Genomic DNA, 14,195 nt, shown 5'->3' with positions numbered 1-14,195 from the left:
TCGTTAATTTGTATTATAAGGGTGTGAACTTAGAATAGGCAAGAGAATTTTTTGGATATTTTGGACGGGTGACATAGCTTGGGATCTGACCCGCACTCAGCTAAAGAACGAAAGCTCCGGCACCGCCTCTACTCAAACCTTATGTATCAAGGTCTCAGCCAGTACAGCCTCTGTCCCCGGCTGCGGTGAAGCAAAACGGGACTGGCACCGTGCCAGTCCCGTCATTTGCTATCAGGCTAAAGCTCTGGCACCATCCTTCACAAACCCAGGAGGCGCACCGGTTTACATGAGACTGCCTCTGTCCCCTTATGCGGTGAAGGAGAGCGGGATAGACCCGGCGTTATGTAAACAAACCCCCATCTATTTACTATCTGCATCCATTCTCCTATTCACGAACAAAAATAACCACCGACCTACTTAATGTTCGGAAAATAAATTGACTTTCCTCCATCTCATTGGTACAATATTGGATGGATTTAGTGTATATAAATGGATTGAAATCGCAAGTTAAATCGCATTCGGAGGTGCAGGTATATGTCTTCAGCAGTAGTAGTTGGAACCCAGTGGGGAGATGAAGGAAAAGGGAAAATCACCGATTTCCTCTCAGAAAATGCAGAAGTAATTGCTCGCTATCAAGGCGGAAACAACGCAGGCCATACCATTAAATTCGACGGAGTCACGTACAAGCTTCATTTGATTCCATCCGGAATTTTTTACAGTGATAAAATCTGTGTAATCGGCAACGGAATGGTGGTTGACCCGAAAGCGCTTGTTCAGGAGCTCGCTTACCTTCATGATAAAGGCGTAAACACAGACAATCTGAGAATCAGCAACCGTGCCCATGTTATTCTTCCTTATCATTTAAAATTAGACGCCGTTGAAGAAGACCGCAAAGGCGCAAATAAAATTGGTACGACGAAAAAAGGAATCGGGCCTGCGTATATGGATAAAGCAGCGAGAATCGGGATCCGCATCGCCGATCTTCTTGACCGTGAATCCTTTGAAGAAAAGCTTGCACGCAACTTAGAAGAAAAGAATCGTCTTTTTGAAAAAATGTACGAGGTTGAAGGCTTTAAAATCGAGGATATCCTTGATGAATACTACGAATACGGCCAGCAAATCAAAAAGTACGTGTGCGACACATCCGTTGTCCTCAACGACGCATTGGATGAAGGCCGCCGTGTGCTGTTTGAAGGAGCTCAAGGCGTCATGCTTGATATCGACCAGGGTACGTATCCATTTGTTACTTCCTCCAACCCGGTAGCGGGAGGCGTAACAATCGGTTCAGGCGTAGGCCCAACAAAAATCAACCATGTAGTCGGAGTTTCCAAAGCGTACACAACCCGTGTCGGAGACGGTCCTTTCCCTACTGAGCTCGATAATGAGATCGGCCACCAAATCCGTGAGGTCGGCCGCGAGTACGGTACAACCACTGGCCGTCCGCGACGTGTCGGCTGGTTTGACAGCGTCGTTGTCCGCCATGCCCGCCGTGTCAGCGGAATTACAGACCTGTCTCTTAACTCCATCGACGTGCTGACAGGCATCGAAACACTGAAAATCTGTGTTGCTTACCGCTACAAAGGCGAAGTCATGGAACACTTCCCGGCAAGCCTTAAAGAACTTGCGGACTGTGAGCCTGTATACGAAGAGCTGCCAGGCTGGACAGAAGACATAACAGGAGCGAAAACGCTTGAAGATCTTCCAGAGAATGCCCGCCACTATCTGGAGCGCGTGTCACAGCTGACAGGAATTCCGCTTTCCATCTTCTCAGTGGGTCCGGATCGTTCGCAAACGAATGTACTTAGAAGCGTATACCGCGCAAACTAATAGATTTAAAAAAGGGGAGCCAGTTAGCTGGCTTCTCTTTTTTAATATAGTAGAGGTTAGTGCTGTTCGGTTTTTACTTTGTACGTGCGGCGGAGAGTCCGATAAATGAGGAAAACGGCCCGATATACCGGGGCGAGTGTCCGATATAAGGTGAGGAGAGTCCGATAAAAGATTGAAAGTCCGATAAAAGCAGCGGAGTGTCCTATAAGGGAGAGAAACTGTCCGATATCCTGGGGTGAGTGTCCGATATAAGATGACAAGCGTCCGATAAAAGGTTGAATGTCCGATAAAAAGATAAATGGCTATTCTTCGATATTCCAAAGATAATCTACTACGTAAAATAACTGTATTCTTTTAAAAAGAAGTAGACATCCCGACTATCAAACAGCATAATAAATCATGCGTGCAAGAAAGATATATGGGATTCAAAAAGTATTTTGTCATTTTTGTAAAAAAACTATTGTTTCTTTCTATTAATCTATGCTATTATTAAAAACGTCGCTGAGGCGCTCTGATACTGAGTTTAAAGTGGCAGCAAGGTTTAAAAAGGGAGCCATTAGCTCAGTCGGTAGAGCATCTGACTTTTAATCAGAGGGTCGAAGGTTCGAGTCCTTCATGGCTCATCTCTAAATATTGGCCCGTTGGTCAAGCGGTTAAGACACCGCCCTTTCACGGCGGTAACACGGGTTCGAATCCCGTACGGGTCACCATTTATATAACCCCTTTTGGTCCGGTAGTTCAGTTGGTTAGAATGCCTGCCTGTCACGCAGGAGGTCGCGGGTTCGAGTCCCGTCCGGACCGCCATTTTGTTTCTTCATACATATTTAGTGGCGTACTAACTTAATAAAATGTGGCTTGGTAGCTCAGTCGGTAGAGCACGCCCGAATAAGCTGCAAAGCAATGCTTCAGCGCACAAATGGAGCTGCTGCTTGAATAAGCTTTCTGAGATTTGTGCGATTGTGCAAGTGATATCCAATGGCTCTGACGAAAATTATATAATGGCTTGGTAGCTCAGTCGGTAGAGCAATGGACTGAAAATCCATGTGTCGGCGGTTCGATTCCGTCCCAAGCCATCCAAAGACATGTTCCCGGTGGAATGTGTCTTTTTTATTATTTTTCCATCTCTTCCTCCCTCCTTTCCACTCCAAATGCTATTTGACCCACTGGTAAACCTGTTAAATAATACCCTGATTATTACAAAAACCCACCCATTTATAACAAATTGACCACAATCCCTTAACAATTGGAAGCAAATTGGGCGAGTTTTAGTAAGTTTGTGCTATCTTAAACGGGTGCCTTTTTGAGGCGCGTTTTTTTCCCTGCTTGATGGGGTGTAAATCATAACCTATTGAGCAGCAATGAATTGTTTTCAGGGGGACAACGACTATGAACCAGCCACATAAATCGAAATTTAAGTATGCGCTTGCATGCGGTATTATTACTTCGACAGTCATGCTTGGAAGCCAAACGGCTTCTGCGGAGGATCAGGTAGCAACGGTTTATCATATATACATAGATGGGAAGAAGCTTGGCACCATCGATAATCAGGATGTTTTAAAGGATGCGGAAGCGGAGATTGTGAAGCGTGCCGGCGGTCAATATGATCAGAAGGGTCTGAATCTGACGGTGGAGGATATGGAAATTGTCCCTGAGCAGATGTTTCAGCCATTAGCGGATAATGAAGGCGCTAAGCAGAACCTCGTGAATGAGCTTGACCTAGCGGCTAAGGCCTATTCTATTGTAATTGGCGGTAAAACGGCGGTTTCCTTTAATTCTAAAGAAGAGGCGGAAAAAACGCTGAGAGATTATCTTCATCAGTTTATGCCGGCGGACCAGCTCGCTGCGTTTGAGGAGCATAAAAGAAGCGGCAAGCCTTTTGAGCCGATAAAAGAGGGAGAATCGCGAATTACGGATATTACGTATTCGGCTGCCCCGGAAATTAAGGAGCAAAAGGTGAAGCCTGAAGATATCCGCAACACCGGACAAGGGCTTGAAGCTTTGCAGAAAGGAACAAAGGGAGAGTCCCTGTACAGCGTGAAAAATGGCGATACCCTGGAGACGATTGCACAGGATTTCAGTCTTTCTGTTGACGAACTGCTGAGGCTGAACGGGAATATGGATCCCCGGACTTCAATCAAGCCAGAAGATACATTGATGGTTGTCGTTCCTAAGCCTTTTATGGAAGTAAAAGTGACAGAGGAATCTTCAAAGGTGGAGGATATTCCTTTTGAAGAGGAGAAACAGGAAAATGGCGATCTTCCAAAGGGAGAAGAGAGCATTTCTCAAAAAGGGGAAACGGGACAGGCCCTTCGTGAGTACGTCTATACGAAGGTAAATGGCGATACGGTAACAAGAACGACGGCTAAAGAGGAAAAGCGTAAAGACCCGGTTAAGCAGGTTGTTCAAGTAGGGACGAAGGAAACGTCGAAAGGCGATGGATCACTGAGCTGGCCTGCTGTTGGCGGCCAGATTACGAGCAAGCAGGGACAGCGCTGGGGCCGTGCCCATAAAGGGATCGACATTTCCGGCGTGCAGGATAAGACGATTAAAGCTGCCGATAATGGGAAAGTTGTTTTCGCTGGAAAAAGCGGGGCATACGGCAACAAAATTGAAATTGATCATCAGAACGGCATGAAGACAGTATATGCCCACCTCAACTCCATTACGGTTTCTGAAGGCGATACGGTCCAAAAGGGATCGCAAATCGGGGTAATGGGTTCAACAGGACGCTCCACTGGCATGCATCTTCATTTTGAAGTATATAAAAACGGAAATTTAGAAAATCCGCTTGATTATGTAAAGCAATAAGAGGAAAGCTGACCTTAAGGTGCATCAATAAGGTCAGCTTCTTTTGTTTTCTGACAGAATTCATGCAGAAGGTGGAAATAAGGACATACTATCGGTATAATTAGTCTGTTTAGAACTATAAAAAAGTGACTTTATATAAAATGGGAAACCTTGGCCAAAAGGGGCGATCAATAATGGATAACCGAAGAATATTAGTCGTGGACGATGAAAAGCCGATTGCAGATATACTTGAATTTAACCTGAAAAAAGAAGGATACGATGTCCATTGCTCCTATGATGGAAACGATGCTCTGCAGCAGGTTGAGGAATTCCAGCCTGATCTCATTCTTCTCGATATCATGCTTCCGAGCAGGGACGGAATGGAAGTGTGCCGTGAAGTGCGGAAGAAATACGATATGCCGATTATTATGCTGACAGCGAAGGATTCGGAGATTGATAAGGTCCTCGGCCTTGAATTAGGCGCAGATGACTATGTTACGAAGCCTTTCAGCACGCGTGAGCTTTTGGCAAGGGTAAAAGCCAATCTTCGCAGACAGCATACCGTTGGAACGACTGAAGACACGGCGGGTGAAACGAATGAAATCGGCGTAGGTTCGCTCGTTATTCATCCCGATGCGTATGTGGTAACGAAGCGCGGCGAAACAATTGAATTGACCCACCGTGAGTTTGAACTGCTGCATTACCTGGCTAAGCACATTGGACAGGTTATGACGCGTGAGCATTTGCTTCAAACCGTATGGGGCTATGATTATTTTGGAGATGTCCGTACCGTTGATGTGACCGTTCGCCGTTTGCGCGAAAAGATTGAAGACAACCCAAGCCACCCGAACTGGATCGTGACCAGAAGAGGCGTGGGGTATTATTTGCGAAATCCTGAACAGGAGTAGTCTGAATGAATAAAATAGGCTTTTTTCGCTCCATCCATTTTAAATTTGCCCTGATATTTGTACTGCTGATTATTTTGGCGATGCAAATTATCGGGGTGTACTTTGTTAAGCAAATGGAAGAATCACTGAAGTCCAACTTCAATATTTCCATTAATAAACAAATCAACTTGCTGAACTACAGTCTTGGAGTTGAATTCGATAAAGACCGTACAAAAGAAGAGACGGATTCACTCGAGGACGACTTAGCAGATGTATTAAGCGATTATACGACGGGTGATATTGAAGAGGTTCGCGTCATTGACCGCAACTTAAGAGTTCTAGCCACCTCTACCTCCGACACTGATTTAGTCGGGAAGAAAATTACCGACATCATGATTAGCCGAGCCCTTTCAACCGAGCTGCAAACTCCTAAAGATGTATTCGATCCTAAAACCCAGAAACGAATCCGAATCTATGCTACGCCCATAAAGAAGAGTGATGGAGAAATCATCGGGGTTGTTTACATAGAAGCCTCTATGGAAGAGATTTTCACGCAAATGAGGAATATTAACAGCATTTTGGCTGTTGGTACTTTACTTTCTCTCCTTATTACAGCTCTTGTAGGGATTTTTCTCGCAAGGACGATCACAAGGCCTCTTTCTGATATGAGAAAACAGGCCCTCGAGCTTGCAAAAGGAAACTTTGGCCGCAAGGTGCGGATCTATGGAAATGATGAGATCGGTCAGCTTGCCTTAAGCTTTAACCATCTGACGGAGGAGCTTGAAGAAGCTCATTCCCAGACAGAAGGGGAACGGAAAAAGCTTGCATCAGTCATCGCCAATATGACGGACGGCGTCGTTGCCACCAACCGCAAAGGCGAAGTTATTCTAGTCAATGAACCGGCTGCACAGCTGCTGAATGTTTCACATGAAACAGCCCTTTCGATGAAAATCACTTCGCTGCTGGAAATCGAGGAAGAAGTCCAGTTCGATCAGCTGATTGAATCGCAGGAGCCACTCCTTCTTGACTTTAGCTCTGACGATAAACCTCTTATTCTCCGAGTCAATTTTTCTGTCATTGTAAAAGAGCATGGCGGATTTATTGAAGGCTTGATTGCGATTATTTACGATGTAACCGAGCAGGAGAAGATCGATGAGGAGCGGAGAGAATTTGTAGCGAACGTTTCACACGAACTCCGCACGCCGCTTACGACGATGCGCAGCTATCTGGATGCTTTGGCAGAAGGAGCCTGGGAGGATAAAGAAATTGCTCCCCAGTTTTTGAATGTGACCCAGACAGAAACAGAGCGGATGATCCGGTTAGTCAATGATCTGCTGAATTTGTCGAAGATGGACAGCCGCGATTACCGGATAAAACCGGACTGGATCAACTTTACGGTGTTTTTTAATAAAATCATAGACCGGTTTGAAATGACGAAATCACAAAAAGTGACATTCAAACGCGATATACCGAATGAAGAGCTTTACGTGGACATTGATACAGATAAGATTACCCAAGTCCTTGATAACATCATCTCCAATGCGATGAAATATTCTCCTGAGGGCGGAAAAATCACCTTTAGAATCAAGGTCCTAGAGGAAGAGCTTCTCATCAGCGTAAAGGATGAGGGTGTAGGAATTCCGAAAGACAGTGTGAAAAAAATCTTCGAGCGTTTTTACCGTGTGGATAAAGCGAGAACCCGGAAACTTGGCGGAACGGGGCTTGGCCTTGCGATTGCAAAAGAAATGGTCCAGGCGCACTCTGGTGAAATTTGGGCAGAAAGTAAGGAAGGACGGGGGACAACTGTGTTTTTTACACTCCCGTACGATCCGAATCAAGAGGATGATTGGGAATGAAACGGGAAACAGTGAAAACCCTGGTCTTAAGCTTTTTAATTATCGTCAGTCTGTTTTTTACATGGAGCATATGGACGTTTCAGCCGACCTATGACCCGATTGAAAGCATGACCTATCTTGAAACGCTAAAATTATCGGATGACAAACGCGAATTCAGCGAAGTGGTAAAGCCGCAGCAAGTCTTTTACCATGAGAATAAAAATACCCATTACGGGGCGGACAAACAGCTCGATAAAATTTGGAAAGCCATGGCCGACTGGAAGCTTGAAGAAGCGAGCGATCTTTCAACCCGCTACAGTGAGGCCGAGTTTCTGCAGTTTATCCATGGCCTGGACGGCCGCAAAAAACTCGAGCTGGTTTTCAGCCAGACAATCCCTTCTAAAACCTTTCAAAGCATTTTAGACTGGGAAACAAAAGAAGCGGTGAACAAAGCCTTTGACCGAATCATCATTCCTTTTGACGGAGTGAAAACGCCAACGGTTTATTTTGTCTCCACTCAAGGCAAGCTCGTTTATGAAGTGAAAATGAAGCATGACGTGGTAACCCAGCTTCAGGGGCAATATTTCAGCAATGCTGAAGAAGAAGGATATCCGCGTTATTTCGCAAATTCATTCAACAAGGACGCCGTGTTAATGCTCCCTGAAAAAAAACGCGTGTTTAACCGGTTCTCCTATACCTTCAGCAATATTGATGATGAAGACTTTAAACAGGCCCTGTATAATAACCCTTCCTACGTTTCACGCGGCTACAATAAATCGGACAGTGTCTATACCGATGGTTCGAGAAGGATGGTCATTGAAAAGGACAGCGGCTTCTCTCAAATCACCTACACAGCTGGCGGAAAAAAGGATAAAACCATTGAACCGGCTTTATCAAAGGTCATGGAACAAAGCCTGGATTATTTGAACTCTCATGGCGGCTGGACCGATGATTATGTATTTTTCGGTCATTCACCGGACTTGGAGATTACTCTAAGGATGCTGATCAATAATCTGCCTGTGTTTCCCAGTAAAGAAACCCCATCCATCAGGACGGATATTTTTCAAGAATGGGGCAGTACCGAAATCATCCGCTATGAGCGTCCCGGATACCGCACGAAAAGGCACTCCAGTCAGGAGCCTATTTTGCTTCCGGACGGCAAAGAAATCCTTGCGATGCTGACTGAAAGCAAAGGAGAAATGAACATCAACAATGTAGTCAGGGTCTTCCCTGCTTATGAGCTTCAGTCCTCTGAAGATATGAACGTGATCGTGAATCCCGTTTGGTATGCAGAGACGAAATCAGGGAATTACCGTGTGATTGATGATCCAAAAACACTGGGAGGAGGCAGACAGGATGGATTGGAGTAAAACGAAAACCATCTTTATTTTCGCTTTTCTTATTCTCGACCTGTTCCTTGCCTGGCAATACTCTCAAAAGCTCACGACGAGCAAATATGATCCGATTCAGAAGGAGACGATTCAAGACCAGCTGGCGGCGGAAGAAATTAAATATCCGCCTCTTTCCCCGGACAACGCTGAGCTGAAGCTATTGGCCGTTAAACGGCATGAGTTTACGGAGGAAGAGCTCTCCGCTCTTAAGGATCAGGAGCCGGCGATCGATATCCAGGATCAGATTGGCGAAACCGAATCGGTCTTGCTGCAAATGAAGCTGAAAAAACCGATCAAGATTGAAAAAGATGATTTGTCCAAAGCGGATAGCTTTGTTTCCTCCTCATTAAAATTCGGGAGTGAGTATGTGTTCTGGTCCTACAATCAGGAAAAAGCGGCCATTACCTATTTCCAGCGAATCAATGGGATGACGATTTATCAAGGATCTGATCAGCCGATTGGGGCCGTCACCCTTCATTTGAATGACAAAAGGGAAATTATCAGCTATGAACAAACGTACGTAATGGAATCCGACCAAGTCCAGGAACAGCAGGAAGATACCATTACAGCGATTGAAGCCATTGAACAGATGTATAATGAAAACGACCTGAAGTATAAAAGCGAGATTACCAAAATGGAGCTGGGCTACTATACGGAGCAGGCGGAATCAAATAAACAAACCCTGCAGCCATACTGGTATGTAGAGGTGAACGGCAAAGAACATTATTTTGTGAGCGCGTTTGAAGGGCAGATAGTCAGACCTGAGAAAGCGACTAAATAGATAAAAATTGGAGTGACAGACATGAGCTTGCAATTTAGCGTACTTGCGAGCGGGAGTACGGGGAACGCCATTTACGTAGAAGCGGACGGACAATCTTTTTTGGTGGATGCCGGCTTAAGCAATAAACAGCTTGGCCTGCTCATGAGCCAGATTGGCAAAAGCATGGACGATTTGAGCGGAATTTTTATTACCCATGAACACAGCGACCACATTAAAGGCCTTGGGGTTGCTGCAAGAAAGCACAAGGTGCCGGTCTATGCGAACGGCAAAACATGGAATGCGATGGAAAAGCTGATTGGAGAAGTTCCGTCTGAGCAAAAATTCCATTTTGAAACCGATACAGTCAAAACATTCGGAGGCTTGGATATCCAGTCCTTCGGCGTCTCGCATGACGCGGCCGAACCGATGTTTTACGTCTTTCATCATAATGGGCGCAAGCTTGCCCTCATTACGGACACAGGCTACGTCAGCGACCGGATGAAAGGCATGATCAAGGACGCCAACTCCTTTGTGTTTGAAAGCAACCATGACGTCAGCATGCTCCGGATGGGGCATTACCCATGGAGCATTAAGCGCCGCATTCTCTCAGACGTCGGCCACGTCTCAAACGAGGATGCCGCCCTAGCAATGTCGGACGTCATTGGCGATCATACTTCCCGAATCTATCTTGCCCATCTCAGCAAGGATAACAACATGAAGGATCTCGCGAGAATGTCGGTTCAGCAGACATTGGAAAGCAAAGGCTTCGTTTTAGGCGACGGAATCGGCCTTTATGATACCGATCCGATAAAGCCAACTCCGTTAACAGCCGTTTAATCATTATTTTTTTGCACAAGCTTGAGTATAATAAACAATAGCAGCATGCGAAAAAAAGGAGCTGGAAACATGGGGTATTATGATCAGGATTATCAAGAGCCGCCTCGCAGGCAAAAAGGCAACCGCGGCGGCTGGTTTTTGGCTGGAATTACAGGAGCCATACTCGGAGGGCTCATCGTCCTCTTTGCCGGCCCGACCGTTAATGATTTCGTCAACGGGAATTTTCAGCAGGAAGAAAACAATACCGGTACGAATGAGCCCGCTGGCCCCGAGAAGCAGGTTTCGGTTAACGTCAGCTCCGACATTACCAATATCGTGAGCAAGGTATCAAGCTCGGTTGTCGGCGTCATCAATATCCAGCAGTCCGGATTCTGGGAAGAGGAAGAAGGCAGCGGAGAAGCGGGAACCGGCTCCGGTGTTATCTATAAAAAAGACGGCGGCAATGCCTTCATCGTAACAAATCATCATGTGATTGAAGGCGCCACCCAGGTTGAAATCAGTCTCTCCGACGGCACAAGAATCAAGGCCAGGATTCTCGGAAGCGACAAGCTGACCGATCTTGCCGTCCTTCAGGTAAGCAGCGACAAAATCAAAAACGTCGCTCCTTTCGGAGACTCCGACAAGGTCAAACCAGGTGAGCCGTCCATCGCGATCGGAAATCCCCTCGGCCTTCAATTTGCCGGGTCTGTCACGCAGGGAATCATCTCCGGAACGGAACGTGCCATTCCGATTGATGAGAACGGCGACGGACAGCCAGACTGGAACTCCGAGGTCATTCAAACCGACGCAGCCATCAATCCGGGTAACAGCGGCGGCGCCCTCATCAACATCGACGGAAAAGTCATCGGCATCAACTCCATGAAAATTGCCGAATCATCCGTTGAAGGAATCGGCCTCGCCATTCCTGTCAATATCGCGAAGCCGGTCATTGAGGATCTTGAGAAGTACGGAGAAGTAAGAAGACCGTTCCTTGGACTCAGCATGCGTTCTCTTGATGAAGTGTCGAGCTACCACCAGGAGGAAACACTCAAGCTTCCGAAGAGTGTGACAAAAGGCGTCGTTGTGTTCGAATCCGACCCGATCTCTCCTGCAGGAAAAGCTGGCATTAAGCAGATGGATGTCATTACGCAAATGGATGGCAAGGATATTAAGGATATTATTGAACTGCGCAAGGTGCTTTACGAACTAAAGCCAGGTGATACGATTTCGATTACGTATTACCGTTCAGGGAAGAAACAATCGGCGGATGTTCGGTTGGGGGAATCTCAGGCGCAGGGCAGCTAAAAAAATGGAGGGCGCTTAAAGCAGCTCTCCATTTTTTTAATACCCCTTGAAAATAGTCTGTTGATTTCCGCTGCAGGCGATCGCTTTCCGCGGGGCGGGCGGTGAGCCTCCTCAGCGCCAGGCGCTTGCGGGGTCTCACCTGTCCCGCTGCTCCCGCAGGAGTCTCTCGCCTTCCGCTCCAATCAACAGGTGTTTTAAATTTGGGAACACTTCAACATAGTTAGAAGACAATTTTGCAAATCCCCCTTTTTAATTTAGGGTGTGGATAAATGAGATGTTTGGTGTAAAATAAGTAGAGAATCCACCTGTGGATAAGGAGGGAATAGCATGAAAGCATGTGCAGATCATGTCGAAACAGCGATAGATATGTATGTTGACGAGCACGAATTGGCTCCGGAAATAATGAAAATTGAAGAAACCAACAGGTTATCCACAACCTGTGAATTGTGCGAAAACCCAGCCATATATATAGTGGGGGAATAAACTTTCGCCCCCGGATGTGGATGGGAAATACACAATTGTGGATAACTCTTGTGAATATCGTAATTTAAAGTGGGGATAACCTGTGAATATATCGATTATAACGGTAGGAAAACTAAAAGAAAAATACTTAAAGCAAGGAATCGACGAATATTTGAAGAGGCTTGGCCCTTACGCAAAAATGGAAATTATCGAGCTTGCAGACGAAAAAGCGCCCGAAAATTTAAGTGAGCAGGATATGAAAATCGTCAAAGATAAAGAAGGCGAGCGGATCCTGGCAAAAATTTCGGATGATACTCATGTCATTGCTCTGGCGATTCAGGGAAAAATGAAATCGTCGGAGCAGCTTGCTGCGGATCTGGACAGGCTTGCGACTTATGGGAAAAGTAAGGTTGCCTTTGTGATTGGCGGATCGCTTGGATTGAGTGATGCGGTGATGAAGCGGGCGAATGATACGCTGTCGTTTTCAAAGATGACGTTTCCGCATCAGCTCATGCGATTAATTTTAGTGGAGCAGGTTTATCGGGCTTTCCGGATTAATCGGGGGGAACCGTACCATAAGTAAGCACATAGTTTGGTGAAGAAGAAACATCAAAGAATAATTCAATATCTTTGATGTTTCTTTTACTAGGGGAATTACCTTTATAAACAGTAATCTTATTAATAATAGAGTGTAGAAAATCCTTTTGTTGTTCTGGGGGCAGAGTAGGCAATATTTTAGAAAATGCACTTAAAATATTTGAAACTTGCTCGAAGGAAATTTCTTTAACAGTTGGTTTATTCAATTCAAACTCCAAGTATTTTTTCTTTTCTATTAGTTCATTTTGTTTAATTTCTAGTTCTTCAATTCGTTTTAGTATTAATTGTGGGAAATTATCTTGTGTTTCAATGATAGTCATTAATTTTCGAATGCTCTTTTCATTATCACGTATTGACTTAGTTACGTAATTTAGGTTGTTTTGAATTGGCTGTTTATGGGTTTTGATTTCCCTATTGACCCTCTCTACAATTCCCTTTAGTACAGAGGGTTTAGATGTTAGTTCTTCAATTTTTTTAAAAACATATTCTTCGGCAATATCAGCATTTACTAAATGCGATTTACATACACTGCTACCCTTATAATGAAAATTCCCACATTGATAATAACGAATGTATTCATTACCATTCTTGTTTTTCTTTGCTTTATGTCCTATCATTCCCTGTCCACAAATTGGGCATCGTAACAATGTTGTTAATGGGAAAGTACCAGTAAATGTTTTAGCTGGTTTATGTGATTTCTGATTTAAAATGGATTTTGCTTTTTCCCAAATATCCTCGCTAATAATAGGTTTATGTTCACCTTTAACAATGACAGGAGTTTTATTTGTTCCCTTTCTTCTTTTTTCATTCCAATTCTCAACTTGATTAAATCGGATAAATCCAGCGTAACAGGGGTTAGTAATAATTGTTCTTACAGAATTTATTGAGAATGCTTTATTACGTTTTGTTTTGTAACCTTCGTGATTTAATTTATTGGCAATTGCCTTATAACCTTTGCCACCTATATATAAATCAAAGATATATCTAACAAGGTTAGCTTCATCTTCAATAATTATCAACTCTTTATCTTTAGAAGCATAGCCTAGCATACTGCCCCCATTCCACTTTCCTTCTTTGGCTCTTTGGGTCATCCCTAATTTTACATTGTCTACGATTGTATTTCTTTCAAGTTCGGCAACTGCCCCCATCATTTGTAAAGCAAATTTCCCCATTGGGGTTTCAGTTTCAAAATTTTCGCTATAAGAGCGAAATATAACATTATTTTTATGTAATTCTTCAACAATCTTTAATAAGTCAATTGTATTTCGTGCTAAGCGTGATATTTTCCAAACAATAACTTCATTAAATTTTCCCTTTTTGGCATCCTCTAATAGTCTTTTTAGTCCATTTCTTCCATTAATTGATTTACCACTAATACCTTTATCAATATATTCTTCAACGATTGATTTCCCTAACGATTCACAATGATTTCTTAAAGTATTCAGTTGTGCATCAATGGAATAACCGTTTTCTGCTTGGTCTTCTGTAGAAACTCGTACATATAATGCTACTTTTGTTTTCATATGTA

At 44.4% G+C, this 14,195-nt stretch carries 11 protein-coding genes and 4 tRNA genes; 14 read left to right on the top strand and 1 reads right to left on the bottom strand.

The genetic code is table 11. The features are described 5' to 3' along the window. The first annotated feature begins 534 nt into the window (after positions 1-534). The 14 genes from WCV65_RS20900 (at position 535) to rlmH (ending at position 12,653) form a co-directional block, all read left to right on the top strand. Positions 535-1,827 (top strand): adenylosuccinate synthase, encoded by a 1,293-nt coding sequence (locus tag WCV65_RS20900; RefSeq protein WP_338779155.1) that lies wholly within the window; start codon positions 535-537, stop codon positions 1,825-1,827. A gap of 550 nt (positions 1,828-2,377) precedes the next feature. Next, positions 2,378-2,450, top strand: a tRNA-Lys gene (locus WCV65_RS20895). Positions 2,451-2,462: 12 nt separating this feature from the next. Continuing rightward, a tRNA-Glu gene (locus tag WCV65_RS20890) sits at positions 2,463-2,537 on the top strand. Between the two features lie 17 nt (positions 2,538-2,554). Next, positions 2,555-2,631: transfer RNA gene (locus WCV65_RS20885), tRNA-Asp, on the top strand. Positions 2,632-2,827: 196 nt separating this feature from the next. Continuing rightward, positions 2,828-2,900, top strand: a tRNA-Phe gene (locus WCV65_RS20880). Positions 2,901-3,213: 313 nt separating this feature from the next. Continuing rightward, positions 3,214-4,635, top strand: a complete 1,422-nt coding sequence (locus WCV65_RS20875) for a M23 family metallopeptidase (protein WP_338779153.1) — start codon at positions 3,214-3,216, stop codon at positions 4,633-4,635. A gap of 173 nt (positions 4,636-4,808) precedes the next feature. After that, positions 4,809-5,522, top strand: coding sequence for a response regulator YycF (yycF, locus tag WCV65_RS20870; protein WP_338779152.1), 714 nt, complete (start codon positions 4,809-4,811; stop codon positions 5,520-5,522). A 5-nt stretch (positions 5,523-5,527) separates the two neighbouring features. Continuing rightward, on the top strand, positions 5,528-7,357 hold the full coding sequence (walK, locus tag WCV65_RS20865; RefSeq protein ID WP_338779150.1) for a cell wall metabolism sensor histidine kinase WalK: 1,830 nt from the start codon (positions 5,528-5,530) through the stop codon (positions 7,355-7,357). Further along, complete coding sequence (gene yycH, locus WCV65_RS20860) at positions 7,354-8,706, top strand: two-component system activity regulator YycH (RefSeq protein ID WP_338779147.1); 1,353 nt, start codon at positions 7,354-7,356, stop codon at positions 8,704-8,706. Before walK ends, yycH begins: the two co-directional genes overlap by 4 nt. Further along, a complete protein-coding gene (gene yycI / locus WCV65_RS20855) occupies positions 8,693-9,508 on the top strand; it encodes a two-component system regulatory protein YycI (protein ID WP_035410560.1) in 816 nt (271 codons plus the stop codon). Before yycH ends, yycI begins: the two co-directional genes overlap by 14 nt. 21 nt (positions 9,509-9,529) lie before the next feature. Next, on the top strand, positions 9,530-10,324 hold the full coding sequence (locus WCV65_RS20850; RefSeq protein WP_035410557.1) for an MBL fold metallo-hydrolase: 795 nt from the start codon (positions 9,530-9,532) through the stop codon (positions 10,322-10,324). Between the two features lie 69 nt (positions 10,325-10,393). Further along, on the top strand, positions 10,394-11,608 hold the full coding sequence (locus WCV65_RS20845; protein ID WP_338779143.1) for a trypsin-like peptidase domain-containing protein: 1,215 nt from the start codon (positions 10,394-10,396) through the stop codon (positions 11,606-11,608). Between the two features lie 327 nt (positions 11,609-11,935). Continuing rightward, positions 11,936-12,091, top strand: a complete 156-nt coding sequence (locus WCV65_RS20840) for a CxxH/CxxC protein (RefSeq protein ID WP_066098973.1) — start codon at positions 11,936-11,938, stop codon at positions 12,089-12,091. Between the two features lie 82 nt (positions 12,092-12,173). After that, positions 12,174-12,653, top strand: coding sequence for a 23S rRNA (pseudouridine(1915)-N(3))-methyltransferase RlmH (gene rlmH / locus WCV65_RS20835; protein WP_338779139.1), 480 nt, complete (start codon positions 12,174-12,176; stop codon positions 12,651-12,653). Here the strand turns inward: rlmH and WCV65_RS20830 are convergent. After that, positions 12,625-14,190, bottom strand: coding sequence for a recombinase family protein (locus WCV65_RS20830; protein ID WP_338779137.1), 1,566 nt, complete (start codon positions 14,188-14,190; stop codon positions 12,625-12,627). The genes rlmH and WCV65_RS20830 overlap by 29 nt on opposite strands. Positions 14,191-14,195 lie beyond the last annotated feature (5 nt).

Source organism: Metabacillus sp. FJAT-52054 (assembly GCF_037201815.1).
Taxonomy (GTDB): domain Bacteria; phylum Bacillota; class Bacilli; order Bacillales; family Bacillaceae; genus Metabacillus_B; species Metabacillus_B sediminis.
Note: the sequence above shows the minus strand (reverse complement) of the source record. Positions and strands in the feature narration are given on the sequence as shown.